This is a genomic window from Micromonospora sp. NPDC049529 (assembly GCF_055586685.1).
Genome location: NZ_JBVJHT010000033.1, coordinates 1 through 25,509, shown reverse-complemented (window position 1 = coordinate 25,509; position 25,509 = coordinate 1). Strand labels below are relative to the sequence as shown.

Below are 25,509 nucleotides of genomic sequence, written 5' to 3'. Positions count from 1 at the left end.
GCCATGGCAGTCGTGAAGATCAACGCGATCGAGGTTCCGGCCGGCGCGGGCGAGGAACTGGAGCGGCGCTTCGCCGCCCGCAAGGGGGCGGTGGACCAGCAGCCCGGCTTCCTCGGCTTCGAGTTGCTCCGCCCGGTGGGCGGCGAGACCCGCTACTTCGTCTACACGAAGTGGGAGAGCGAAGAGGCGTACCAGGCGTGGGCCGCCGGCCCCGCTCGCGAGGCGCACGGCCAGGGCGGCGCCCCCGCCGGGGAGCGCCCGAAGCCGGTCTCCACCGGCGCCAACCTGCTGGAGTTCGAGGTCGTACAGCTCTCCGGGCCGACGGCCGGGTAACGGCCCGACCGATCGGAAGTTGCCCGGTTCGACCCGGCTACGGCCCAGAGCACCCCGACAGCCATTCGTCACCTGATCAGTGACGAGAGCAGGGCCGCTGCCTCGGCTGGGCGGACCAGGACAGCGGCGTGGCTGACGTCGAGCGATCGGACGTCGAACCGGTTGTCGGGGGTCAGCGCGTCGGCCTCGGCGATGAACCGGTCCTGGAGCGCGATCGGGATCGACCGGTCGGCGGTGAGCCGGACGTACGTACGCGGGATCCGGCCCCAGGTCTCGGCGGCGGCCCGCTCCTCGCCGACGTCCAGGCTCTCGTCCGGCTCCAGGGTGTTCAGGAATCCGTGGAACTCGTCGTCGGTGCCGTCCGCGAGGATCGCCTCCCGCAGCGTTGCCAGCAGTTCGGGGTCGGCGGTACGCCAGTTGAAGCGCAACGCACCGAGTTCCATCGGATTCGCGGCGATCAGGCCGCCGACGCCGGCCAACGCGGACGAGGCGTTCTCGACCGAGGTCTGGTACCCGGCCGGAGTGTCGTCGACGCAGCACCACGCCGAGATGTAGACCAGCCGGTCCACCAGGTCCGGCGCGGCATTGCCGACCCCGGTCAGGGTAAACCCACCCCGGCTGTGACCGACCAGGATCACCGGCCCGTGCTGGCGTACCCGCTTCACCACGTCCAGGACGTGGGCCACGTTGTCCGCGTGCCCGATGCCGGCCATCGCGCTCGGCGCGGTCGCCAGTCCGGCGAGATCCTGCGGCGCCTGGTACGCCGCCGGGAACGTCGCGCCGAACCCGTGTCCTGGCAGGTCGACGGCGAGCGAACGATGCCCGTGCAGGGCCAGCTCCCGCTGCATGGGTGCCCAGGTGAACGAGTTACTGGCGGCGCCGTGAACGAAAACGAAGGTCGGAGCGGTCATGCGGGAATGATGTCACCGTCGCGTTGGGTCCCGACGGTCGATGTGGACGGTCCGGGCGGCAGAACCTAGCCGTGCCTGGCGAAGCCGACGAAGGCCCGCCACGCCTCGGAGCCGAAGGTCAGGGTGCCGCCGTCGCGGTCCTTCGTGTCACGGACCAACACACGACCGGGAAGGTTGTCGGCCACCTCCACACAGTTGCCACCCTGACCGTTGCTGCGGGAGGACTTCCGCCAACGCGGCGCGTCGATCAGCTCCATGATTCCGCTGCCTCCATGATCAGTTCGAGGGACGGACGTCCGGGTAGAGCGTACTCGCGGATCGACTCCCAGACCTCTTCGAGGGCGTTGACCCGGTCCAGGTCCTCGACCACCCGGCCGTCCAGCGGGTCATCCAGGAACGCGACGGTCCGGCCGCTGACGGTGGCAAGCGCCAGCGGCCCGTTGAGGCCCGGATAGGCGCCCGCCGACGCCGGGACCACGACCACGCTGACGGTCGGCAGGGAGCACGCCTGCACGAGCGCGTGCAGTTGGTCGGCCATGACCTTCGGCCCGCCCACGGACCGGCGCAGCACCGCCTCGTCGAGCACCGCGAACAGCCGGCACGGCTGCTCGTCCCGGTGCAGGACGGCGGCCCGCGCGATCCGGGTCGCCACCGTGGCATCCAGGTCCGGCACGCGCGTCCCGGCATCCCGAAGGATGGCCCGCGCGTACGCCTCGGTCTGGAGCAGACCCGGAATCACCGTCAGCTCGAAGCTTCGGACCATCGTGGCGTACTCCTCGTAGTCCAGCCACGGCCTGATCCACACCGAGTCGCCGGCCATCGCCCGCGCCTCGGCGGCCGTTTCCTGGAACAGCTCCCCAGAGTCGAACACGATATCGAGCTGCCGCGCCGTGTCGGACTGCGGAACGAGTCGATTCGTCTCGAACTTGGCAATGAGCGACGTCGACACGTGCAGGCGATCGGCAAGCTGGTCCTGGGTCATCGCGGACCTGGACCGAGCGAACTTGAGGATTCTTCCCAATCCTCCGAGATGATTTGACATTCCCCGTCCTTCTCTTGTCATCGGTGGGTGCGTCTGGGTCGTTGCGGACTGTTCATATTCCGATGCTGCGGGTCTTCAGTCCAGGGTAGAACTCAGGCACTTTCACTCGAATCCGATCCGACAGTACGAACGACGGGCGGGAGTCGCGCGGGCCCGTCTCCACCTCCCCATCGGACAGCCCGCTTGCACGGATAGGAGAAACGATGTTCGACCACCGCCGATGGCTTGGCTGCCTGTGGCCCTGGACCCTTGGAAGCGCCGGGGCACGGGCGACCGCCCCACCCGCCGAGCCGCCTGGGTCGTCCCGCCCGCCCCGGGCGGACCACCCGATGGCGAACCTGGGGCCGCTGCTCACCCTCGGGCAACGCACGGGATACCGAGTGCCCCGCAACGGCGGCCGTCATGACCGATAAGCCCCTGGTGAAGGTCGGCGACGTGTTCACCGTCGACCCGACCGCCTACATGCTCGGACACGGCCCGTACGACTGGGGCCACGGCCGCCCACTGACCCTGCGGGTCACCCACCTACCGATGCACGTCAACCTCGGCCGCACCGATTGGATCGCACTGGTCGGCGTCGAACTCGGACCCGACGGCACCGAGGGAACACGATGGGTCGGCGTCATCCGCACAAAGGCCCTGCCCGGCTACCGCCGACCGCCGTGCGCATTCGGATGCGACCCATGCCCGACCATCTGAGCGGGCCGCCGCCACAGCCGGAAGTGGTCGTTCCGCACACCGATACCGCAACTCTGGATCTGCCGCATCGACGCCTACCCGTGGCCGTGCGCCGACGCCCGGCTGAACCTCCTCGCCGGCTTCCACGGCCGGACACTCGCCCTGAACCTGCATCTCGCCCCCATGTTCGTCGAAGCCCTCAACGACCTCTCCGCGATCGACGCCGACCCGGACGGCCCACCCGACCCCCGCGCGATCTTCGACCGATTCATGGGCTGGGTCCCGATACGCAGACGCCGATGAGCGACCCTCACGACGGCGCCCAGAACGAATGGCTCGGGTGGATGAGGAAGACTGGTGGGCATGGCTGACCTGGGCGACCCGAAGGCTGCGCTGCACCACTACCTCCGGGCGACTCGCGACGACCTGATCTGGAAGCTCGACGGACTGAGCGAACGCGAGGCCAGACTGCCCCGCACCGCGACCGGGAACAACCTGCTGGGAGTCCTCAAGCACTGCCTCAATGTCGAAGCCGGCTACTTCGGGCCCACCTTCGGTCGCGAGTTCCCGACACCCGAGGAACTGGTCTCCACGCAGGTATTCGAGGATGACCCGCAGGCAGACTGGTACGCGCGAGAAGACGAGACCAAAGACGGGCTGATCGACCTGTATCGCCGTGTCCGGGTGTTCGCGGATCAGACGATCGAACAGCTACCGCTCGACGCCCCCGGTCGGGTGCCGTGGTGGCGGCCGGGTGGACAGGCCGTGACGTTGCAAAGGATCATCGTCCACGTGACCTGCGACCTCGCCCGCCACGCGGGTCACGCCGACATCATGCGCGAACAGCACGACCGGGCGATCGGCTTGCAGCAGGGGAACACCAACGTCCCCGACGACTACGACTGGCCGGCGTACGTCGACAAGCTGACAAAGCTCGCCGACCAGTTCGGTTAGCCGCCGAATTCCGCCGACGCGGGCGGTCGAGGGTCAGGCGTCGCGGGAGTCGACCAGGGAGGCGAAGGCGACGATGTTGTCGGCGTACCCGATGCTGCCGCCGACCCACTCGCCGCCGCAGGTGATCAGGCGCAGCGCCGGGCGCTCGTACGAGCCGTAGAGCCGGTCGTCCGGGAGCTTGGCCTTGTCGAAGTGCTCGACCGAGTTGACCTCGAAGATCGCCACCGACCGGTCCTCCCGGGTCACCTCGATCCGGGCGCCGGGACGCAGCTTGGACAGGTCGTGGAAGACCGACGGGCCGTCGCGGGTGTCCGCGTGACCGACGATGATCGACGGCCCGAACTGCCCCGGTGTGGGTCCTCGGTCGTACCAGCCGGTCTCGTTGTGCTTGTCCAGCGCCGGTACGGCGATCGAACCGTCGTCGGCGAGCCCGACCCGGTGCACCGGGGCGCGTACGTCGATCGAGTCGATCTCGACCTTGATCGGCGGACTCGGCTCCAGCACCGGGAAGTCCAGCGGCGGCGGTTTGTCCGAGCGGCTCAACAGCGTGGCCCAGAGGCTGCCACCGGACTGCCCGAGCCCGGCACCGGTGGCGAAGACCCCCACCAGCACGAGGACCACCGCCAGCGGCCCCACCCAGCGGCGGCGGGCCGGTCGCTCCGAGCGCCCGGCCCGGGGTCGGGGCGCCGGCGGGTACCGGGTCCGATCCGAGCCACCCCAGAGGTTCGCCCACCTCCACGACCGGACGGGCGGGGCAACCGTACGGGCGGGGGCGGGGGCGGGACGGCGAGCGGTGGTCGGACGGGTGTGGTCCGACGTCCACCAGGACTGGTCCGCCGGGCGGGACGGGGTCGTCCGGGACTGGGCCGCGCCCGCGCGGGACGGGTTGGTCGGGCGGCCGGCGGAGGACGGGCGGGCCATCGGCGTACCGGTCAGGAGGTGTGCCGGCCGCGGACCGGTCCCGTCGGCACCGACCCGGACCGGCGACGCAGCGCGACCAGGCCGAGTACGGCACCGATCAGGGTGACCGCGAGCCCGCCGCCGAGCAGCAGCGTACCGGCGTCCGGGCCGGCGGAACCGCCGAAACCGGTCGCCGGGCCACGCTTGGGTCGACCGGCCGCCACCACGTTCAGCATGGTCGAGGCGTTCCGCCCGTCCGGACAGTTGAGCCTGACCCGGAACGTGCCGGCGTCCGTGCCCTCCGGTACCAGGGCCGCCGCGGTCAGCAGGCCGTCCTGCGGCTGGGCGGTGACGGTGCCGAAGCCCGCCGACTCGACCGTGGCCGGCATGGTGTTGTCACTGCAACTGGCCCGGATGCCGACCAGGTAGCCGGCCTCGACGGTGCTCGGACTGAGCTGGACGTAGATGTCGCCGGCCAGGGCCGGGGACGGAACGAGCAGGACACCGGAGAGGGCGAGAGTGGCGGCGAGCAGCGCGCCAGCGCGTCGATGTGAAGTCGCCATGACACCTCCCGGCACCGTCGGGCAGCACCTGGCGGGCATCACCTGGCCTGCCGTACGGAAAAAATTCTCTCATTGCGTGACGACGAGCACACGCGTTCGATCTCGCTGATCGCGTAGGCTCACGTTCCTGTGACCTCCACCGACCACCCCCCGACCGACACCGCCGTGCCCGCACGGCAGGTCGCCGGGATCCGCACCTTCCATCCCCGCCGGGGTCGACTCAGCGGGCGGCATCTCGACGCGCTGGACCGGCTCTGGTCCGACTACGGACTGATGGTGCCCGACCCACCCGAGGTGCAGGTGGATCTGTCCACCCTGTTCGGTCGCCGGGCCCCGGTGGTGCTGGAGATCGGCTCCGGAATGGGCGACGCCACCGTGACGATGGCCGCCGCCGACTCTGGCCGAGACTATCTCGCAGTCGAGGTGCACACGCCGGGAATCGCGAACCTGCTGGCGGTCACCGAACGTCGCGCGCTGACCAACGTACGGGTCGCGCGGGGCGACGCGATCGAGCTGCTGCACTGCCTGCCCGAGGCGAGCCTGGACGCGGTGCACGTCTTCTTCCCCGACCCGTGGCCGAAGGCGCGGCACCACAAGCGCCGGCTGATCCAGCCCGCCCACGTCGCGCTGCTGCGCTCCCGGCTCGTTGCCGGCGGAACCCTGCACTGCGCCACCGACTGGCCCGAGTACGCCCAGCAGATGCGCCAGACGCTCACCGACGATCCTGCCCTGGTCAACGCGTACGCCGGGTATGCGCCCCGGCCGGAGCACCGCCCGGTGACCAAGTTCGAACGGCGGGCCCTGGCCGCCGGCCGCCCGATCCACGACCTGATCTTCCACCGCCGCTGAGCCCCGGGGGAGGTGGACGGGAGGCGGATTGGCGTTGGCGGGATGATCCAGGCACGATTGACCGGCCATGACGCTCACCGATCAGCTGCCGGGCAGCCCCGACCCAGACCTGCTCTTCGACGCCTTCGCCAACTGGGCCAAGGATCAGGGGCTCACCCTCTACCCCCACCAGGAAGAGGCGCTGATCGAGATCGTCTCGGGCGCCAACGTCATCCTGAGCACCCCGACCGGCTCCGGTAAGAGCCTGGTGGCGACCGGTGCCCACTTCGCCGCCCTCGCCGGTGACCGGGTCAGCTTCTACACCGCCCCGATCAAGGCGCTGGTGTCGGAGAAGTTCTTCGCCCTCTGCGACATCTTCGGCGCGGAGAACGTCGGCATGCTCACCGGCGACGCCAGCGTCAACGAGGACGCGCCGATCATCTGCTGCACCGCCGAGATCCTGGCGAACATCGCCCTGCGCGACGGCGACCAGGCCGACGTCGGCCTCGTGATCATGGACGAGTTCCACTTCTACGCCGAGCCGGACCGGGGCTGGGCCTGGCAGGTGCCGCTGATCGAGCTGCCCCAGGCGCAGTTCGTGCTGATGTCGGCCACGCTGGGCGATGTCAGCCGGTTCACCGATGACCTGACCCGGCGTACCGGGCGGGACACCGCCGTGGTCAAGAACGCCGAACGGCCGGTGCCGCTGCTCTTCTCGTACGTGACCACGCCGATGCACGAGACGCTCGAAGAGCTGCTCACCACCCACCAGGCGCCGGTCTACGTCGTGCACTTCACCCAGGCGGCGGCCCTGGAGCGGGCCCAGGCGCTGATGAGCATCAACATCTCCACCCGGGCCGAGAAGGACGCCATCGCCGAGGCGATCGGCAACTTCCGCTTCACCGCCGGCTTCGGCCGTACGCTGTCCCGGCTGGTCCGGCACGGCATCGGCGTCCACCACGCGGGCATGCTGCCGAAGTACCGCCGGCTGGTGGAGACCCTGGCCCAGGCCGGACTACTCAAGGTCATCTGCGGTACGGACACCCTCGGCGTCGGCATCAACGTGCCGATCCGGACCGTGCTGTTCACCGCCCTGTCGAAGTACGACGGCGTCCGGACCCGGCTGCTCAAGGCGCGCGAGTTCCACCAGATCGCCGGACGGGCCGGACGGGCCGGGTTCGACACCATGGGCCGGGTGGTGGTGCAGGCCCCCGAGCACGTGATCGAGAACGAGAAGGCGCTTGCCAAGGCCGGCGACGACCCGAAGAAGCGGCGCAAGGTGGTCCGCAAGAAGCCGCCGGAGGGCTCGATCGGCTGGGGCCAGCCGACGTACGAGCGGTTGATCGAGGCCGAGCCGGAAACCCTCACCTCCAGTTTCCACGTCAGCCACTCGATGCTGCTCAACGTGATCAGCCGGCCCGGTGACGCGTTCGCCGCCATGCGGCACCTGCTCACCGACAACCACGAGGACAAGTCCGCCCAGCGCAAGCACATCCACCGGGCGATCGCGATCTACCGGGCGCTGCTCGCCGGTGGCGTGGTCGAACAGCTCGACGAGCCGGACGCGTCCGGGCGGCGGGTCCGGCTCACCGTCGACCTCCAGTTCGACTTCGCGCTCAACCAGCCGCTGTCGCCGTTCGCGCTGGCCGCGATCGAGCTGCTGGACACGGAGTCGCCGACGTACCCGCTCGACGCCCTGTCGGTGATCGAGGCGACCCTGGACGACCCGCGCCAGATCCTCTCCGCGCAGCAGTTCAAGGCGCGCGGTGAGGCGGTTCAGCAGATGAAGGCCGACGGCATCGAGTACGAGGCCCGGATGGAGCTGCTCAACGAGGTCACCCACCCGAAGCCGCTGGCCGAGTTGCTCGACGCCGCGTACGAGATGTACCGGCAGGGCCACCCGTGGGTCGCCGACCACGAACTTGCCCCGAAGTCCGTGGTCCGGGACATGTACGAGCGCGCGATGACCTTCGTCGAGTACGTCGCCTTCTACGGGCTGTCCCGCTCCGAGGGGCTGGTGCTGCGCTACCTGGCCGACGCGTACAAGGCGGTCAAGCAGACCGTGCCCGAGGACGCCAAGACCGAGGAGCTGATCGACCTCATCGAGTGGCTGGGCGAGCTGGTCCGCCAGGTCGACTCCAGCCTGATCGACGAGTGGGAGCGGCTGCGCAACCCGACCGAGGAGGGCGTCGAGCAGGTGGTCGACCTGCGCCCGCCGGCCGTCACCGGCAACCTGCGCGCGTTCCGGGTGCTGGTCCGCAACGCCATGTTCCGCCGGGTCGAGCTGGCCGCCCTGCGCCGCTACGACGTACTGGGCGAACTCGACGCCGAGTACGGCTGGAGCGGCGACGACTGGGCCGACGCGCTGGAGCCCTACTTCGAGGCGTACGACGAGATCGGCACCGGTCCGGCGGCGCGCGGTCCGGCGTTGCTCCTGATCGACCAGCAGCGGGACAAGTGGACGGTACGGCAGATCTTCGACGACCCGGACGGTGACCACGACTGGGGTATCAGCGCGGAGATCGACCTGGCCGCCTCCGACGAGGCCGGCGCGGCGGTCGTCCGGGTCACCGAGGTCGGCCAGCTCTAGCTCTCGGCACCCCCTGCACCGGCCGTACCGGACAGCATTATTTCGCTGTCCGGTACGGCCGTTTTCGGCTGGGCGGAGCGGTCCCGATCAATTAGAATGGGTGTACTAATCCGGCCCCTGACCTGGGAGGACAGCCGTGACTGCGCCCGCCTCCAGTGCGCCAACCGCAACCACCGCGCCCGCCGCCGCCACCCAGCCCGCCGCCCCTGTCCTGCCCTACGCGACCCTGCTCGCCTTCTCCCGTTACGTCGACCGCACCGGCCCCGCCAAGGCGACCTTCGTCGGCGGGCTGCGCAAGCAACGGGCCAGCCGCTCCGGCTTCAACCCGCACGGTCAGTTCGTCAAGGCGCTCAAGGCCGACCTGGCGTTCCACACCGGCGGCACCCACCTGAACCAGGTTCCGGACCTGGTCAAGCCCCGCTGGCGCCCGCTCTACCAGGCGCTGGTTCCGGGCGCGCTGACGTACCTCACCTCGCTCGGCGACCCGCGCTCGATCGAGCTGGCCCAGACCCACGACGCGCTCGGCCTGCTCGGCGGGCTCCCCGTCAAGATCAACCCACATCTCGGGCTGCGGTTCGCCGACGGCCACGCCGAGGCGGTCCGGCTGCACTTCGACGAGACACCGCCGAGCGACGAACTGGTGCTGGCCAGCCTGCACCTGATGGCCCGGCACATGGACCAGGTGCTCCCGCACGCCGAGCCGGTGCTGGTCGACCTGCGCCGGGGCGTCACCCACCGCCGCAACCCGTCCACCCGCGCCGACCAGGTCGAACGCTGGCTGGCCGGCGAGGCCGCCGCCTTCAGCGCCATCTGGTCCACCGCCGCCTGACCCACCCCCACAATCCTCACTCGTGTAGAGAAAGAGTGGCTATCCCGCCCCGGATAGCCACTCTTTCTCTACATCTGCCGACTCATCCACCGGGGCGGCGGGCGGCGAGTGCGGTACGGATTTCGGTGACGATGGAATCGAAGTCGTCGCGCAGGCGCTTGGCGGTCACGTGGATGACGAGCCAGCCTTCGCGTACGAGTTGGTTGAGGCGTTGCCGGTCCCGGTGGAACTGGGCCGGGTCGTCGTGCCACAGGCCGTCGTACTCCACGGCCACCTTGCGATCCAGCCAGGCGAGATCAACACGGGCGAGGAACTGTCCGGCCCGGGCGATCACGTACTGGGTGATCGGGACGGGCAGTCCGGCCAGCACCAACCGGACCCGCAGCCGGCTCTCCTGTGGCGACTCGGCACCACCGTCCACAAGAGTCGCCGCCCGGCCCAGCTTGCGCCACCCTCGGTCGCCGGCATGCGCCAGCGCATAGTCGCGCAGCCGCTCGACGGTGACCGCCCCGGCCGCGACCAGCGAATCGAGGACGACAACCGCCTCGACCGTCTCCGCCCAGCAGGCGACATCCCAGCAGGTCCGCTCGATGCCGGTGACGGCGATCCCGTCTATCCGGTGGGCTTCCCGCTCGTCCCAGGACGCGACGTGGATGCGCATTCCCTGCATCGGCCCGAACCGCGACTCGGGCCGGACGAGCACCTCGACCGGAGCACCGGTGGCCGGGGAAACCCCGCCGTAGAGCACCGCCGCGGAGCGGCCGGCGAGCAGGCAACCGGGCGGGAAGAGCCAGTACGCGGCCGCCCGACACCGCGTACGGTGCGAGATCTCGATCCTGGAATCGGCGTACACATTGTGCAGCAGCTGACGCCACGCACCACTACGCAACTCGTTCTTCGTCAACAGTCCCTGATGAACAGCATCCCGCGCATAAAACACCCGTCCCACAAGCTCCGGAGGACGCCGAGGCATTCGACCCATGCCCCCCATCCTCCCCACCCACCCCCCTCCCCAACACCCCCTGTGGATAACCCCTCCCCGCGGCCCACTCCTGTAGAGAAAGAGTGGCTATCCGGGGCGGGATAACCACTCTTTCTCTACAAGAGTGCGGATCTTGAGCGGGGGGGGGTGCGCGCGTAGCGCGGGGGGGGAGGGGGAGTTAGGCGGTGGGGGAGAGGTACTTTTCTAGGTCGTCGAGGATTTTGCCGGCGGCGGTGACGCCGATGCCGGTCATCCAGGTTTCGTCGGAGACGGTGTACGCCTTACCGGCCTTCACGGCGGAGAGGTTGCGCCACAGGTTGCCGCCGGTCACCTCGGTCTGCCGTACGACGGCCTTCTCGCCGAACGCGCAGACGAATATGACGTCACCGTCGACCTCGCTGATCCGCTCCGGGCTGACCGCGTCGAACCGCTTGTCCTCCTTGTTCGCCAGCAACTGTCGCTCGGTACGGCCCAGGCCGACGTCACGCAGGACGATGCCGGAGAAGGAGTCCGGTCCGTACACCCGGATCTCGGTGGCCCGGAACCGGACGATGGAGATCTTCTTCGCGGCCGGATCGCCGATCTTGGTGCCGACCTCCTTGGCCCGCTTCTCGTAGCCGGCCAGCAGGTCCTTGGCCTCCTGCTCCTTGCCGAGTGCCTGACCGTCGAGGAGGAAGTTCGCCTTCCAGGTGATGCCGACCTTGTCGGTGAAGACGGTCGGGGCGATCGCGCTCAGCTCGTCGTAGAACTTCTCCTGGCGGAACTTGCTGCCCATGATCAGGTCCGGCTTGAGCGCGGTGATCGCCTCGAGGTCGGGCTCGGTGGTCAGGCCGACGAGCTTGATCGAGGCAACCTTGTCACCGAGGTAGGTGGGCAGCCCGTCCGACTCGCTGGCGAGGGTGGTGCCGACCGGCACGATGCCGAGCGACAACGCACTGTCGATCTTGTCGCTGTCGAGGACCACCACCCGCTGGGGGTGGACCGGGACCTCGGTGGTGCCCATCGCGTGCACAACCGGGTGCGTCTGCGCCTCGGTCGCGCCGGCCACCGGGTCGCTCTTGGCGCATCCGGTGAGGCCGACACCGAGGGCGACGACCGCGGCGAGGGTGGCGGCGGGACGGCGCATGGTGTTCCTTTCGGTTCAACTTCGACGGGTACGGCGGGTCGCCGCAACCGCTTCACGATCGGGTACGGCGGTCGGCCGTACCCGATCAGGCGAGTACGGCGGTTGCCGTACTCGCCGGGGACGGGGTGGTGAGGGCGGGGATCACCAGTGGCGCACCGCTCACCGGGCAGGGCACGACCACACAGTCGAGCCCGAAGACGTCCCGGACCAGGTCGGCAGTGAGGATCTCCCGGGGCGGTCCGGCGGCGACGACCGCACCGGCGCGCATGGCGACGAGGTGGTCGGCGTACCGGGCCGCCTGGTTGAGGTCGTGCAGGACGGCGACGACGGTCCGGCCGCGCTCGACCCGCAGGCGGTGCAGCAGATCCAGGATCTCCACCTGGTGGGCCAGGTCGAGGAAGGTGGTCGGTTCGTCGAGCAGGAGCGCGTCGGTCTGCTGGGCCAGGGTCATCGCGATCCAGACCCGCTGGCGCTGACCACCGGAGAGGGTGTCCACCGGGCGGTCGGCCAGCGAGTCGACGGCGGCCAGGGTCATCGCCTCGCGTACGGCCTCGGCGTCCTGTGCCGACCACTGCCGCCACCAGCTCTGGTGCGGTTGCCGGCCCCGGCCGACCAGGTCGGCGACGGTCACCCCCTCGGGGACCAGCGGGCTCTGCGGCAGCACGCCGAGCCGCCGGGCCACCTCGCGGGTGGGCAGTTCCCGGATGGCCGTACCGTCGAGCAGGACGGTGCCGGCGCGCGGGGTGAGCAGCCGGGCCATGGTGCGCAGCAGGGTGGACTTGCCGCAGGCGTTCGGTCCGACGATGACGGTGAAGGCGTCGGCCGGCAGGGCGAGGTCGAGCCGGTCGAGCACGGTCCGCTCGTCGTAGCCGGCGACGAGGTCACGGGTGGACAGCATCACGAATTCCTCCGGCGTCCGCGTACGAGCAGGAACAGCAGGTACGGCCCACCGATGGCCGCGGTGAGTACGCCGGCGGGCAGTTGCGTCGGTGCGAACAGGCGCCGCCCAGCGAGGTCGGCGAGCACCACCAGCAGGGCCCCGACCAGCGCGGCGCAGACCAGCGGGGGTCGTTCGGTGCGGGTCAGCCGGCGGGCCACCTGGGGGGCGACGAGGGCGACGAAGTCGACCGCGCCGACCTGGGCGGTCACCATCGCGGCGACGACGACGCCGACTCCGGCAAGACCGACCCGCCGGGCGGTCGGGCGCAGCCCGAGTCCCCGTACGGTGTCGTCGTCGAGTGCGCTGGTGTGCAGTGCCCAGCCGGCCCAGAGCAGCACCGGCAGCAACAGGACGAGGGTGACCGCGATCCAGGTCGCCTCGGTCCAGCCCTTGCCGGCGAGGGTGCCGACCAGCCAGATCTGGGCCCGTTGCCCGTCGATCGGGTCGGCGGAGATCATGACGACCTCGGTGAGGGCGCGCAACGCCATCGCGACGGCGACGCCGGCCAGGACGAAGCGCTGGGCGGCGAGTCCGTGCCGGGCGCCGAGAGCGAAGACCGCCGCGGCGGCGACCAGACCACCGGCGAGCGCGCTCGGGGCGAGGATCGCGGCGGAGGCGCCGGTGGTCAGTGCGATGGTGGCGACCAGGCCGGCGCCCTGGGTGATGCCGATGACGTCGGGGCTGGCGAGCGGGTTGCGGGCGACGCTCTGGATCAGGGTGCCGGCGATGCCGAAGGCCGCGCCGACGGCCACCGCGAGCACCACCCGGGGCAGCCGGAGCCGGTTCACGACCACGTCGTACGGGGTGCCGGTGCCGTTCGGGTCGCCGAGGTTGCCGAGCGAGTGCAGGACGTCGACCGGGGCGACGTACGGGGTGCCGAGGGAGAGGCTGAGCACCATGGCCCCGGCGAGCAGGAGGACGAGCACCGTGGCGACCAGGATCGAGCGGCGCCGGACGAGCAGGTGGATCCGGCCGAGGCGCAGCAGGGACCGGCCGGGCAGCAGGCCCGCGTCGCGTACGGGCGGGGCGGTGGTGGGGGCGGTCACGCGGTCACCACCCGGGCCCGGCGGACCAGCAGGGCGAGCAGCGGGGCGCCGATCAGGGCGGTGACGATGCCGGCGGGCACCTCTCCGGGCGGGGCGATCAGCCGGCCGACGATGTCGGCGCCGAGCAGCAGTGCGGGGCCGAGCAGCACCGAGACGGCGAGGGTCCAGCGCTGGTCGGTGCCGACCAGCGCGCGGGCCAGGTGGGGCACGGCGAGTCCGACGAAGGCGATCGGGCCGGCGGCGGCGACCCCGGCACCGGTGAGCAGCACCGCCGCCGCCCCGCCGCCGATCCGGATCAGGCCGACCCGGTTACCGAGGCCCCGGGCGACGTCCTCGCCGAGGGCGAGCGCGTCGAGTCCCCGGGTGACCATCGCGGCGAGCAGCAGGCCGACGAGGACGAACGGGACGACCTGGGCGGTGACGTCGAGGTCGCGGCCGCCGAGCCCGCCGACGACCCAGAACCGGTACTCCTCGAAGGTACGGGCGTCGATCGTGAGCAGGCCGATGGTGATGGCGCCGAGGCTGGCGTCGAGGGCGGCTCCGACCAGGGCGAGGGTGACCGGGCTGGCGCCGTCGCGGGTCCGGTTGGCGACGCCGAAGACGAGCAGTCCGGCGAGGAGCGCCCCGACGATGCCGAACCAGACGTACCCGTTGAGGGTGCCGACGCCGAACACGGCGATGGCGGTGACCACGCCGAGCGAGGCGCCGGCGCTGATGCCGAGGATGCGTGGTTCGGCGAGCGGGTTGCGGGTGAGTGCCTGGAGGAGCAGCCCGGCGACGGCGAGCGCCACGCCGACGGTGAGCCCGAGCACCGTACGGGGAACGCGCAGGTCGTTGACGATGCTGCTGGCCTCTCCCCCGTCCGGGGCGACCAGTGCGTGCCAGACCTGCGCCGGTGCGAGTGGCTTGCTGCCGAGTGCCAGGCTGGCCAGCACCAGCAGGGCGAGCAGGACCAGCGCGCCGAGGACGACGGCGGTCCGGGGCAGCCCGGACCGGCGGGACGGCGTCACCGCCACCCGTGGTCGTTGCGCGATCTCCTGCACCAGCTCTCACCTCCCCTGCTTAGGATCGCCTTACCTTAGGATCCGATCGGTTCCCGGCCTAGTAAGAGATGACCGATCTCACCGCCGGCCGCCCCGCGCGCCCTAGCCTGGAGGGCATGCACTTCGAGCACCACACCCTGGTCCTGGTACGCCGTCCGACCGCTCCACCGGAGCTGCCGGTGGCGGCCCTGACCCGCCTCTGGGCGGCCCACCGGGCCCACCAGGAGGGTCTGGTGGAGCAGGGGCACGTGCTCGCCGCCGGTCCGCTGCTGGGGCCGGACGGCTCCGACGGCGGTGAACTGTGCGTGTTCGTGGGCGAACCGGAGTTGGCCGGGCGGCTCTACGACAACGACCCGGCCGTACGCGCCGGGCAGCTCTCGGTCGAGGTGCTGATCTGGGGCACGCCGCCGGGCAACGTCCGGTTCGGGAACGTGCCGCTGTCGCCGTCACTGCTCGATCCCGGCGCGCCGGGCTGAACGGGGGCTCGGTGGCATGGGGGTCGACATCGTCTACGAGACGCACGCGGTCACCACCGACGACGAGGCGGGGCGGGCCAGCGGGTGGCTGCCCGGTGAGCTGTCCGCGTACGGGCGGCGGTGTGCCCGGGAACTCGGCGAGCGCCGCCGGGGCGACGGGCTCGGCGCGATCTTCTGCTCCGACCTGACCCGTGCGGTGGAGACCGTGCAGGTGGCGTTCGCCGGCTACCGGATCCCGGTGCACCGGGACACCCGGCTGCGCGAGTGTGATTTCGGCGACCTCAACGGCGCCCCGCTGGCCGAGGTGATGGCCCGCCAGGCCGAGCACCTCGACCAGCCGTTTCCCAACGGGCAGAGCCTGCGGCAGGTGGTCGACCAGGCGGACCGCTTCCTGCGCGACCTCTCCGCCGCCTGGGACGGGCACCGGGTGCTGGTCGTGGCCCATCCGAGCACCCGGTGGGCACTGGAACACCTGATCAACGGCCGGTCGCTGACCGAGCCGGTGGCGGCGACGGCGGACCGGGCGCAGGGCTTCACGTACGCGCTGCCGGCGGGCTGGCCGGGGCACCGTACCGGCGACGGGGGATAACCGCGGGCGCTCGTCTGCGACGCTGCCTATCCTTGGCGACGACATGCAGACACCATCCGCCCGCGCGCTGCCCGAACCGATCCGAGAGGTGCAGGCCCGCCTGCCCGAACTGATCTTCCGCGACCAGCGCCGGCTCCAGCGCCGGATAGACGGCGTACGCCGGATCCGGGACCCGCTCAAGCTGGAGCTGGCCGGTGCGGAACTCGCCGCCGAGCTGGCCGGGGCGCAGGAGCGGCTGGCCCGGCGTCGGGCCGCCGTACCGGTGATCACGTATCCGGCCGAGCTGCCGGTGAGCGAGAAGCGCGAGGACATCGCGGCGGCGATCCGGGACCACCAGGTGGTGATCGTCGCGGGCGAGACCGGCTCCGGCAAGACCACCCAGATTCCGAAGATCTGCCTGGAGCTGGGGCGGGGCGTCCAGGGGCTGATCGGGCACACCCAGCCGCGCCGGCTGGCCGCCCGTACGGTGGCCGACCGGATCGCCGAGGAACTCGGCACCGAGCTGGGCGGGGCGGTCGGTTACAAGGTGCGGTTCACCGACCAGGTGAGCGACCGGAGCCTGATCAAGCTGATGACCGACGGCATCCTGCTGGCCGAGTTGCAGCAGGACCGGATGCTGCACCAGTACGACACGCTGATCATCGACGAGGCGCACGAGCGCAGCCTCAACATCGACTTCATCCTCGGTTACCTGCGGCAACTACTCCCCCGCCGGCCCGACCTGAAGGTGGTCATCACCTCGGCGACGATCGACCCGCACCGCTTCGCCCGCCACTTCGGCGGTCTCGGCACCGGGGCGGTACCCGGCGGGGACGGCGACAGCGGGCCGCCGGTGGTGGAGGTGTCGGGGCGGACGTACCCGGTCGAGGTGCGGTACCGGCCGCTGGTCGAGGTCACCGACGAGGAGTCCGAGGACGGCGACAACGTACGCGACCAGGTCCAGGCGATCGGTGACGCGGTCGAGGAGCTGGCCGCCGAGGGGCCGGGCGACATCCTGGTCTTCCTCAGCGGCGAGCGGGAGATCCGGGACACCGCCGACGCGCTCGGCCGGCTCGTCCAGGGCAAACCCCGGCTGCGCGGCACCGAGATCCTGCCGCTCTACGCCCGGCTCTCCACCGCCGAGCAGCACCGGGTGTTCCAGTCGCACGCCAACCGGCGGGTGGTGCTGGCCACCAACGTCGCCGAGACCTCGCTGACCGTCCCCGGCATCAAGTACGTGATCGACCCCGGTACGGCCAGGATCTCCCGCTACAGCCACCGGCTCAAGGTGCAGCGGCTGCCGATCGAGGCGGTGTCGCAGGCGTCGGCGAACCAGCGCAAGGGCCGCTGCGGTCGTACCTCGGACGGGATCTGCATCCGGCTCTACGACGAGTCGGACTTCCTCAACCGGCCCGAGTTCACCGAGCCGGAGATCCTGCGGACCAACCTCGCCTCGGTCATCCTCCAGATGACGGCGATCGGGCTCGGTGACATCGCCGCGTTCCCGTTCATCGACCCGCCGGACCGGCGCAACATCGCCGACGGGGTCAACCTGCTGCACGAGCTGGGTGCGCTGGACCCGAACCAGACCGACCTGAACCGCCGGCTCACCCCGCTCGGCCGCAAGCTGGCGCAGTTGCCGGTCGACCCGAGGTTGGCCAGGATGGTGCTGGAGGGCGAGACCAACGGCTGCGCCGAGGACGTGATGGTGATCGCCGCCGCCCTGTCCATCCAGGACCCGCGCGAGCGCCCGGTCGAGAAGCAGGCGCAGGCCGACCAGTCGCACGCCCGCTTCGCCGACCCGGAGTCGGACTTCATCACCCTGCTCAACCTCTGGCGCTACCTGCGCGAACAGCAGCGCGAGCTGTCCTCCAGCGCGTTCCGCCGGATGTGCCGGGCCGAATTCCTCAACTACCTGCGGGTACGTGAGTGGCAGGACATCTTCGGCCAGCTCCGCCAGGTGACCCGTACGCTCGACGGCGGCAACCCGCGCGGGCAGCGACCGGGCCGCGACCGCCGGGACCGGGGCGGCGCCGAGCCGGCCCGCCGCGAACCGGAACCGACCCGGCCCGCCGAGCCGGTGCCGGACGGGGACACCGCCGAGGTCACCGTCGATCCCCGGCGGATCCACCAGTCGCTGCTGGCGGGTCTGCTCTCCCACGTCGGGGTGAAGGACATCCAGACCGCGAAGGGTTCGGCGGCGCCGACCGGCGGCGGGCGCGGCAGCGAGTACCTCGGTGCGCGGGGCGCGAAGTTCGCGATCTTCCCCGGTTCCGCGCTGGCCCGCCGTCCCCCGCTCTGGGTGATGGCCGCCGAACTCGTGGAGACCTCCCGGCTCTGGGGTCGGGTGGCGGCGAAGGTCGAGCCGGAGTGGGTCGAGGCGCTGGCCCAGCACCTGGTGAAACGGACCTACAGCGAACCGCACTGGGAGAAGAAGCAGGCCGCCGTGGTGGCCCAGGAGAAGGTCACCCTGTACGGCATCCCGCTGGTCACCAACCGGAAGGTGAACTTCGGTCGGATCGACCCGGAGCTGTCCCGGGAGTTGTTCATCCGGCACGCCCTGGTCGAGGGCGACTGGCAGACCCCGCACACGTTCTTCCACGCCAACCGGGAACTGCTCGGGGAGGTCGAGGAGTTGGAGAACCGGGTCCGGCGGCGGGACATCCTCGTCGACGACGAGACCCTGTTCGACTTCTACCAGCAGCGCATCCCGGCCGAGGTGGTCTCCGGTCGGCACTTCGACAGCTGGTGGAAGCGGGCCCGCCGGGAACAGCCGGACCTGCTCACCTTCGACCGCGACATGCTGATCAACGACGGTCGCGGCGGTGTCGCGGCAACCGACTACCCGGACGAGTGGCACTCGGGCGGGCTGGCGCTGCCGTTGACGTACCGCTTCGAGCCGGGCACCACCGCCGACGGGGTCACCGTCGACATCCCGCTGCCGATGCTCAACCAGGTGCCGGCGGAGACCTTCGACTGGCAGGTGCCGGGGCTGCGGGAAGAGGTGGTCATCGCGCTGATCCGGTCGCTGCCGAAGGCCGTACGCCGCAATTTCGTCCCGGTGCCCGACTATGCGCGGGCCGTGCTCGCCGCGATCAAACCCGGACCGGAGCCGCTGGTCGACGCGCTCACCCGCGAGCTGCGCCGGCTGACCGGGGTGACCGTGCCCCGCGAGTCGTGGGACCTGGAGAAGCTGCCGGCGCACCTGCGGGTCAACTTCCGCGTCCTCGACGACGAGAACAAGGCGGTCGCCCAGGGCCGGGACCTGCCCGCGCTGCAACGCCAACTCAAGACCGAGGTACGCCAGACCGTCGCCGCCGCCGCACCCGAACTGGAACGGCGCGGGCTGCGGGAGTGGAGCATCGGCACCCTGCCCCGAACGATCGAGCAGGTCCGGGCCGGTTACCGGGTGACCGCCTATCCGGCGCTGGTGGACGAGGGCGAAACCGTCGGCGTACGGGTCTTCGACTCCGAGGCCGAGGCGCAGCAGGCGATGTGGGCGGGGACCCGCCGGCTGTTGCGGCTCACCGTCGCCTCCCCGGTGAAGTTCCTCCAGGGTCGGCTGAGCAACGAGGCGAAGCTGGCGCTGAGCCGCAACCCGCACCGCAACGTCCTCGACCTGCTCGACGACGCCGCCGGGGCGGCGATCGACAAACTGGTGGTGGACGCGGGCGGGCCGGCGTGGGACGCCGAGGGCTTCGCCGCGCTGCGCGACAAGGTCCGCGCCGACCTGGTCGACACCGTCGTCGAGGTCGTCGGCCGGGTGCAGCGGGCGCTGAGTGCGGCGTACGCGGTCGAGCAGCGCCTCGGTCGGACCACGAGCCTGACCCTGGTGGCGGCACTGGCCGACATCCGGGCCCAGCTCTCCGGCCTGGTGCACCGGGGCTTCGTCACCGAGACCGGCTACGCCCGCCTGGCCGACCTGCCCCGCTACCTGACCGCTATCGAACGGCGGCTCGACCGGCTGCCGCAGGACCCCGTACGCGACCGCAACCAGCTCGCCCGGATCACCCAGGTCCAGCAGGAGTACGACCAGATGCTGGCCAACCTGCCACCGGGGCGCCGCAACGACGACGCCGTACGGCAGATCCGCTGGCTGATCGAGGAGTTGCGGGTGAACGTGTTCGCCCAGGCGCTCGGCACCCCGTACCCGGTGTCGGAGCAGCGGATCTACCGGGCGATGGACCTGGCCGAGGGCCGCTGACGACTGATCGGGATCCGGTCACGATCGGACATCGAGATCTGGTCGCGATCGGACGGAGACGTCGGCGCCGCACCCTGGTTGTCAGGGGGTGGCCGATGGCACTGCTCCGGGCGGTACTCGACCCGTTGCTGTTCGGGCTGGTGGGGCTGATGTTCGCGCTGCCGTTCGCGGTGGTCGCGGTCGAGAACGAGGACCGCGACGTCCGGCTCACCGAGCAGTGGTCCGGCGCCGGCCTCACCACCGGCGCCAAGGGCCTGTACCGCGTGGTGTTCGTCGATTCCGACAACACGGTGTACGACGTGCGCGGTCAGGAGATCGTCACGGTCCCGGTGCACATGTCCGACCCGGACGAGTCCCGGATGGTGCCCGCGCAGCCCGCCTTCGTGGTGGCCGCGTTCGGGATTCTGGTCGGCGTGCTGGCCGGGCTGCTGCGCCGGACCGCCACCCGGATGCTGGTGACGGCTGTCGCGGCGCTCGGCTCGGCGGGCACGCTGTCGGTCGGGCTGTGGCTGCTGCTGCGCCGGATGGAGCGGGAGTACGGCAGCTATCCGCCCCAGCTGAGCTACGAGGCCGGCGCCGGGTTCTGGTTCGCGGCCGGTCTGCTGGTTCTGGTCGGCCTCGGCAACCTGGCCGCGCTCCACCGGCTCCGTACGGGCAACCGGCGGCGGCTGCCGTGGCTCAGGCCATCGTGAAGGTCTGGCAGTCGGCGGCGTCGAGTCCCGGTGCCACGGTGATCGCCGAGGCGTGACACTCAAGCCCCTCGTTGTGCCGGCACTCGGTCCGCTTGCACGCGCCGACCTGCGCGCTCGCCTCGTCGGTGCCGCCCTTGTCCGCACTGTCGATGAACGTGTCGCACTGGGAGTTGCCGAGGCCGATCGTGATGGCGAAGGCGTGGCATCCGTCGTGGTTGTAGCCGCAGTCCGTGACCGAACAGTCCTGTACGCGCGGCATTTCCAACATCTGGGTCATGGGTTTTCCTCTCCCTTTTCCCCACACGTTAGAGCGGCCCCCTGGCCGAGGCGGCCGGTTCGGCGAATCAACCGACCAGCGTATGTCGCACTCCCCAGCCGATAAGGATTGCCTTTCCTTATGAATGGGATCGCGGTTCCGGCGGCGGTGCCGTGCTCTTCCCACTGACGAGCTGAGCCTCCAGCCAGGCGAGGTCGTCCGCCGTACCGACGGTGAGGACGTACCGGTCCAAGTCCCCGCCTGCCCCTCCAAGCAGTCGTCGCATCCAGGTCAGAGCCTCACCGTCAGTGCCTGCGTCACGCCGGCTGAGTGCCCGCCTGGTTACGAGCGAGTCGGGCAGCGCGTGCTCGACGAAGACGATCAGGTGTGCTGCCTTGTCCCAGCGTCGGGCCGCTCGAAGGAGGATCGCCAGGTTCCTTCGGGCCAGCGCGTCATCGGTGGCGAGCAGTAGCCGATCTCCCACATCGCGCCAGTCACCCTGTCGGTCCCAGATCTCCTCGCGGAGGGTCATCGCCGTAACGAGCGCCCGGCTACTGTTTGAACCGCCCGACACCAGGTGGACGCTGAGGTCACGTAGGAGCAGGGCGGATCGCGGTAGCGCGGTAGTCTCCGCCCCCACGACCTCAAGCAGTTCGATCCAGGACAGGGCCGAAATCTGTCCGAGACCTCCGGCGGACATCAGCTGAGCCGCAAGCGCCTCGTCGGCATCGCTGATCCGGTTGGATTCCGGAAACTCAACACAGGCGCGAGCGTATTGGATCGCTGTCTCAAGGTCGGGAGCCGGTCCCGCCCACACCGCGCGGAGCATTCTGAAAACACTCTCGTATCCCCGTCTAGGCGCCTGTAAGCGCGCGACACGCAGCAGGGGTGCGGCCAGCGGCGTCTGTAGCAGGTTGGGCATCGACGCCGTCACTTCACTGACCAGATCGTCCAGCCACAGCGGCTGAAACTTACTCTTGACCTCGGTCAGCAAGGCCGCCTCATATGGCGACAGGGCGACAAAGCGCTCAGGATCGTCGAAGCCGCGCAACAGATTCAGGTAGAGCAGTGCCTCCGGCATACCGGACGAGCGGAGCAGTTCAAACAGGTTCCAGAGCGAACCCGGCCACAGCCCGTCGGTGCCGGACCCGACCACCGCGTATACGGTGACGGCCTCCAGCGTCCTCCTGAACCGCCGCCCATACAGGGCGGCCGGGTCCCGACGTGCCGCCTGCGTCAGCCGCTCGACTGACACATCCACGCCCTGTCGTTCGAGCGCGTCGAGTGCGCGCTGCATCCTCTTCGCCGGCAGTCCCTGCACCCGTTCCACCGCGAGACCGGCGAGCCCGGCGGACAGGTCGTCCGACAGTGCCTCGCTCAGGTTCAGCAGTGCCTCGACCGGCGACCGGTTCAGCGGCACGAGTCGGCTGTCCCGGGGCCACACCCGGACAACGTCGTCTGCTCGTTCGGTCCGCAGCGCGGCGGTGACGCCGGCCATCGCGTCGAGCGGGAACCACGAGCGCCACTGCTGGACCAGGCGGTCCCACGGAAGGGCGGTGGCACCACCGGCGCCCGGATTGACGTCGCGGAACTCGTACGCGTCGTCGCCGACGACCGCCGCCAGGACCACCAGGTTCAGCGTGTAGATCGACAGGTGACCCAGCAGCGCGACGGGCTCGTACGGCGTCTTGTCCGCCCCGGCGGTGAACCAGGACGGGGGTGCGGCATGGAGGATGTCCTCCAACTGCCGGTCGACGACCAGCCGAAGGCAGGTGGCGATCTCCGCCCGATCGCGGCCGAGCTGGGCCAGCCGGTGCGGTAGCCACTCACGCAGCATCTCCAGCACCACCGGACGACTGTGCAGCACCGTGTACGAGAGACAGGCGAACCAGTTCTTGTCCGGCAGCGACAACTGATCCTGCAACACGGTTGCCAACCCGGGATTTCTCCGCAGGTCGGAAACCCGCTCGCTGTGGGCGAGGACGTGCCGTAGGAGAAAATCCGCCGCGAGGAACTCGCCGAAGGTGTTGTGCAGGAACTCGAACGCGGCGGCCTCGCCCTGCGAGAAGTCGTCCGGGTCGCCCGACCGGCTCCGCGACTCGTGGATGAAGAAGAAGCTCCCCAACAGGAGATCAGCCTGGGTGAGCGGCACCGCGCCCGCTCGGGTCGGCACAGGTTGCCCGGTGTCGAAGTAGGCGATCTCCGCATTCAGGTCCCTGCGGTTCAGGTGGAGGGCCTGCCGGTTGAACATACCCATGGCGGCCACACCGAGCCGTCCGAGGTCGGCGTCGATCAAAGCCGCACGCTCGCCGGCCGAGAGTGCCTTGAACCGAGGGCCAGCCTCGCCCTTTGTCCGCTCCCGTTCCACGAAGCGGCTGAGCAGACTGTGGTAGAGCATGGTTTGGTCCAGGTTGGCGTCGCCGAGCTGGTTCGCCTGCGAATCGTAGAGCGCGAGCATCAGCAGCAGCAGCGGTTGCCGGGCCAGGTCGACCAGCCTGCCCTCTTCCGGCAGGCCGAAGGGCCGCACCCGGGCTTGCTCGAAGTAACCCGTGTTGACGGTGTTCCAGGTCTTGCTCCACTCCCGGCGCCGCGACTCGTCGAACTCCTCCAGTCGCAGAATCGAGGATCCGATCGGAATGACCGCCTTGTCGATCAGCGTTATCCGGCTCGTCACCACGATCCGGACCGGCCGGCCGACCTGTGCTTCGCGCCGTTGGAAGCGGTGCACCTCGTCGAGATAGTTACTGAACACCCGTCCATTGGCCTGTAGCAGCTCGTCGTAGCCGTCCAAGATGATCACGAGCGGGTTGTCAGCCAGGCTTTCGGCGAACGTGACCCAGTTGACCTCCTCGCCCGAATCGTCGTAGATCTGGCTCTCGATCTGACTCTGGAACTTTGTCTCCGGGTCGATGTCGCGCAACTCGATCCGGACCACGTTGAACGCGGGCGGCGCGAGCCGTGCCGCGATCACCTCGGTGAGCAACGACTTACCGGAGCCCGCCTGACCGAGGACGAGCAAGGGTGCCTCGGTGCTGTACGGCGAGGAGAGGTATCGCACGACGAACCCGGCCAGGTCCTCCTGCGTACTCGCCGCATTCCAGACACGCTCGTCCTCAAGGTTGAGCTGCCGACTGGCGTACCGGACCGTTCGATACGCCTGCGGAACGAACGCCGCGGCCTTGCTGGGGTAGGCCAGTACCGGTCCACCATCTGGATCGTCGTAGTCGTCCCTGATGATCGGCTCTTCGATCCGTGCCGCGTGAACGGCGGCGAGCGCCGCCGTCACCCGTTGCGTGTCGGCGGAGCCGGACGAGGAAGGCTGCGACGAATGCAGCGCGCTGATCGAACTCTCCAGCCGGCGGAGTCCGACGTCGAGCCCGTCGATCGCAGCCCGCGCCGCCCGCACCTGCTCGTTCGTCTCGAATGCCTGGTCCACGATCAGCGACTGGCTCTTGGCATGCTCGTACGTGGAGGCCCAGGTGAAGAAGTCACGGCTGCTGAACATGAGGTCGAGATACTGGGCGTAGTAGTAACGGCCGGCAAGGTCAGCCAGGTCCCCGATCCGCTGATCAATCAGGTTCCGTTGAGAGACGTCATGCGTGTCCCAGTCGTCTAGGCTCTTAAGGGTGGCTGCCAACCGCTCGCTCATTCCCCGATACAGCTTCAGCCGTTCCTCATCCTCGCTGCCGAACGTCGCCGCCGGGTGCGGAAGGGATACCGGCGGGAGACCGACGTATAACTCGGACGATGGCTCTCCGGGTTCGGAGGCGTGCCGGGTCGGCAGTCGGAGAATCTTGGCCTCACCCCCCGCGTCGGACGGCTTCAACGACGCGAGCAACGGGCCCACGAGCTCGTCGTACGCGGAGAAGAACGCCGTGTAGGTGATCAGGAAGTGCCCGGCGGCCAGGGATTCGCTGCGTTCCAGGAAGGTGCCGTTGCGGCTGGCGAGCTTTCCGGCGATCTCCTTGGCCCGCATCACGAGATCGGTCTTCATGTCGAAAAGCGCGAGCAACGGTACGGCGGCCGGTCCCAGCAGCACCGGCGAGAGGATCAGCCCTGCCGAGAGGAGACGGTCGACGGCATGGATCACAGCGCTGTCCGAACCGGCGTCTGCTACGAGTTTGCGTACCTCGACATAAGTGACCTTGGTGCCGAACTGCCGCTGCACGCGTGCTCCCCAAGCGTCGTGTCTACTACCCGGGCGCATGCTTCCACAGTGGTCGGAGCGAAATCAATTGGCGTACGAGAGGCGATCATGAGTTGCTCCGCAGCCGATTCGGAGTCATGTGACGCGCCGGCGGTGGGGCGGTGCTCTGGCGGCGGATGAGTTCGGCCGGGATCTGTTCGGCGTGGTTCGGTTCCGGCGGTTGCAGGGCGAGGGTCATGGCGCGGGCGCCCATGTCGGCGAGGGGGAGGCGGACGGTGGTGAGGGTGGGGGTGACGTCGCGGGCGGTGGGCATGTCGTCGAAGCCGGTGATGCTGATGTGTTGGGGGACTTTGATGCCTCGGGTGCGTAGGAGGGCGAGGGCGCCGATGGCCATGGTGTCG

Annotated in this window: 23 protein-coding genes; 10 read left to right on the top strand and 13 right to left on the bottom strand. The window is 70.0% G+C overall.

The annotated features are described in order from the left end of the window. Positions 1–3 precede the first annotated feature (3 nt). Positions 4–333 carry an antibiotic biosynthesis monooxygenase family protein gene (locus ACZ6QQ_RS35640; RefSeq protein ID WP_465882355.1) on the top strand — a complete coding sequence of 110 codons (330 nt, stop codon included), beginning with the start codon at positions 4–6 and terminating at the stop codon, positions 331–333. A 68-nt stretch (positions 334–401) separates the two neighbouring features. On the opposite strand, the gene ACZ6QQ_RS35635 is transcribed toward ACZ6QQ_RS35640, so the two are convergent. The 3 genes from ACZ6QQ_RS35635 to ACZ6QQ_RS35625 all read right to left on the bottom strand — a co-directional run bounded on the left by ACZ6QQ_RS35635 (position 402) and on the right by ACZ6QQ_RS35625 (position 2,226). Continuing rightward, positions 402–1,244, bottom strand: coding sequence for an alpha/beta fold hydrolase (locus ACZ6QQ_RS35635; RefSeq protein WP_465882353.1), 843 nt, complete (start codon positions 1,242–1,244; stop codon positions 402–404). A 65-nt stretch (positions 1,245–1,309) separates the two neighbouring features. Continuing rightward, complete coding sequence (locus tag ACZ6QQ_RS35630; protein ID WP_465882352.1) at positions 1,310–1,501, bottom strand: DUF397 domain-containing protein; 192 nt, start codon at positions 1,499–1,501, stop codon at positions 1,310–1,312. Continuing rightward, positions 1,492–2,226 carry a helix-turn-helix domain-containing protein gene (locus ACZ6QQ_RS35625; RefSeq protein WP_465882350.1) on the bottom strand — a complete coding sequence of 245 codons (735 nt, stop codon included), beginning with the start codon at positions 2,224–2,226 and terminating at the stop codon, positions 1,492–1,494. The genes ACZ6QQ_RS35630 and ACZ6QQ_RS35625 overlap by 10 nt, the downstream gene beginning before the upstream one ends. Positions 2,227–2,688: 462 nt before the next feature. On the opposite strand from ACZ6QQ_RS35625, the gene ACZ6QQ_RS35620 reads away from it, so the two are divergent. Next, entirely contained in the window at positions 2,689–2,985 is a 297-nt protein-coding gene (locus tag ACZ6QQ_RS35620) for a hypothetical protein (protein ID WP_465882349.1), read from the top strand. A 342-nt stretch (positions 2,986–3,327) separates the two neighbouring features. Then, complete coding sequence (locus ACZ6QQ_RS35615) at positions 3,328–3,918, top strand: DinB family protein (RefSeq protein ID WP_465882347.1); 591 nt, start codon at positions 3,328–3,330, stop codon at positions 3,916–3,918. A 33-nt stretch (positions 3,919–3,951) separates the two neighbouring features. On the opposite strand, the gene ACZ6QQ_RS35610 is transcribed toward ACZ6QQ_RS35615, so the two are convergent. Both ACZ6QQ_RS35610 and ACZ6QQ_RS35605 read right to left on the bottom strand, forming a co-directional pair. Further along, positions 3,952–4,839 carry a class F sortase gene (locus ACZ6QQ_RS35610; protein ID WP_465882346.1) on the bottom strand — a complete coding sequence of 296 codons (888 nt, stop codon included), beginning with the start codon at positions 4,837–4,839 and terminating at the stop codon, positions 3,952–3,954. 11 nt (positions 4,840–4,850) lie between these two features. Then, positions 4,851–5,381: a hypothetical protein gene (locus tag ACZ6QQ_RS35605; RefSeq protein ID WP_465882345.1), complete on the bottom strand. Its 531-nt coding sequence runs from the start codon at positions 5,379–5,381 to the stop codon at positions 4,851–4,853. Positions 5,382–5,510: 129 nt separating this feature from the next. On the opposite strand from ACZ6QQ_RS35605, the gene trmB reads away from it, so the two are divergent. From trmB to ACZ6QQ_RS35590, 3 genes are all read left to right on the top strand, one after another. Then, on the top strand, positions 5,511–6,230 hold the full coding sequence (gene trmB, locus ACZ6QQ_RS35600) for a tRNA (guanosine(46)-N7)-methyltransferase TrmB (protein ID WP_465882344.1): 720 nt from the start codon (positions 5,511–5,513) through the stop codon (positions 6,228–6,230). A gap of 67 nt (positions 6,231–6,297) precedes the next feature. Further along, positions 6,298–8,799 carry a DEAD/DEAH box helicase gene (locus ACZ6QQ_RS35595; protein WP_465882343.1) on the top strand — a complete coding sequence of 834 codons (2,502 nt, stop codon included), beginning with the start codon at positions 6,298–6,300 and terminating at the stop codon, positions 8,797–8,799. A gap of 136 nt (positions 8,800–8,935) precedes the next feature. After that, positions 8,936–9,628, top strand: coding sequence for a hypothetical protein (locus tag ACZ6QQ_RS35590; RefSeq protein WP_465882341.1), 693 nt, complete (start codon positions 8,936–8,938; stop codon positions 9,626–9,628). An 82-nt stretch (positions 9,629–9,710) separates the two neighbouring features. Here ACZ6QQ_RS35590 and ACZ6QQ_RS35585 read toward each other — a convergent pair whose 3' ends face one another. From ACZ6QQ_RS35585 to ACZ6QQ_RS35565, 5 genes are all read right to left on the bottom strand, one after another. Further along, entirely contained in the window at positions 9,711–10,532 is an 822-nt protein-coding gene (locus tag ACZ6QQ_RS35585) for an endonuclease domain-containing protein (RefSeq protein WP_465882339.1), read from the bottom strand. Positions 10,533–10,788: 256 nt separating this feature from the next. After that, entirely contained in the window at positions 10,789–11,736 is a 948-nt protein-coding gene (locus tag ACZ6QQ_RS35580; protein WP_465882338.1) for an ABC transporter substrate-binding protein, read from the bottom strand. Between the two features lie 85 nt (positions 11,737–11,821). Next, positions 11,822–12,634 (bottom strand): ABC transporter ATP-binding protein, encoded by an 813-nt coding sequence (locus ACZ6QQ_RS35575; RefSeq protein WP_465882336.1) that lies wholly within the window; start codon positions 12,632–12,634, stop codon positions 11,822–11,824. Then, the gene (locus tag ACZ6QQ_RS35570; protein WP_465882335.1) at positions 12,634–13,722 is read right to left on the bottom strand and encodes a FecCD family ABC transporter permease; all 1,089 of its coding nucleotides are present in this window, start codon (positions 13,720–13,722) and stop codon (positions 12,634–12,636) included. Before ACZ6QQ_RS35570 ends, ACZ6QQ_RS35575 begins: the two co-directional genes overlap by 1 nt. Further along, a complete protein-coding gene (locus tag ACZ6QQ_RS35565; protein WP_465882333.1) occupies positions 13,719–14,765 on the bottom strand; it encodes a FecCD family ABC transporter permease in 1,047 nt (348 codons plus the stop codon). The genes ACZ6QQ_RS35570 and ACZ6QQ_RS35565 overlap by 4 nt, the downstream gene beginning before the upstream one ends. 116 nt (positions 14,766–14,881) lie before the next feature. Between ACZ6QQ_RS35565 and ACZ6QQ_RS35560 the strand changes: the two genes are divergently transcribed. From ACZ6QQ_RS35560 to ACZ6QQ_RS35545, 4 genes are all read left to right on the top strand, one after another. Continuing rightward, entirely contained in the window at positions 14,882–15,241 is a 360-nt protein-coding gene (locus ACZ6QQ_RS35560) for a YciI family protein (RefSeq protein ID WP_465882332.1), read from the top strand. A 16-nt stretch (positions 15,242–15,257) separates the two neighbouring features. Then, positions 15,258–15,830 carry a histidine phosphatase family protein gene (locus ACZ6QQ_RS35555; protein WP_465882330.1) on the top strand — a complete coding sequence of 191 codons (573 nt, stop codon included), beginning with the start codon at positions 15,258–15,260 and terminating at the stop codon, positions 15,828–15,830. A 43-nt stretch (positions 15,831–15,873) separates the two neighbouring features. Next, entirely contained in the window at positions 15,874–20,013 is a 4,140-nt protein-coding gene (gene hrpA / locus ACZ6QQ_RS35550) for an ATP-dependent RNA helicase HrpA (RefSeq protein WP_465882328.1), read from the top strand. 95 nt (positions 20,014–20,108) lie between these two features. After that, positions 20,109–20,705 (top strand): hypothetical protein, encoded by a 597-nt coding sequence (locus ACZ6QQ_RS35545; protein WP_465882326.1) that lies wholly within the window; start codon positions 20,109–20,111, stop codon positions 20,703–20,705. Here the strand turns inward: ACZ6QQ_RS35545 and ACZ6QQ_RS35540 are convergent. The 3 genes from ACZ6QQ_RS35540 to ACZ6QQ_RS35530 form a co-directional block, all read right to left on the bottom strand. Further along, positions 20,692–20,982, bottom strand: a complete 291-nt coding sequence (locus ACZ6QQ_RS35540; protein ID WP_465882324.1) for a DUF1540 domain-containing protein — start codon at positions 20,980–20,982, stop codon at positions 20,692–20,694. The two genes, ACZ6QQ_RS35545 and ACZ6QQ_RS35540, sit on opposite strands and share 14 nt — an antisense overlap. 118 nt (positions 20,983–21,100) lie before the next feature. Beyond that, on the bottom strand, positions 21,101–25,129 hold the full coding sequence (locus tag ACZ6QQ_RS35535) for an NACHT domain-containing protein (protein WP_465882322.1): 4,029 nt from the start codon (positions 25,127–25,129) through the stop codon (positions 21,101–21,103). Between the two features lie 85 nt (positions 25,130–25,214). Next, positions 25,215–25,509, bottom strand: a 295-nt coding sequence (locus tag ACZ6QQ_RS35530) for a substrate-binding domain-containing protein (protein WP_465882321.1), incomplete at its 5' end; no start/stop codon positions are given.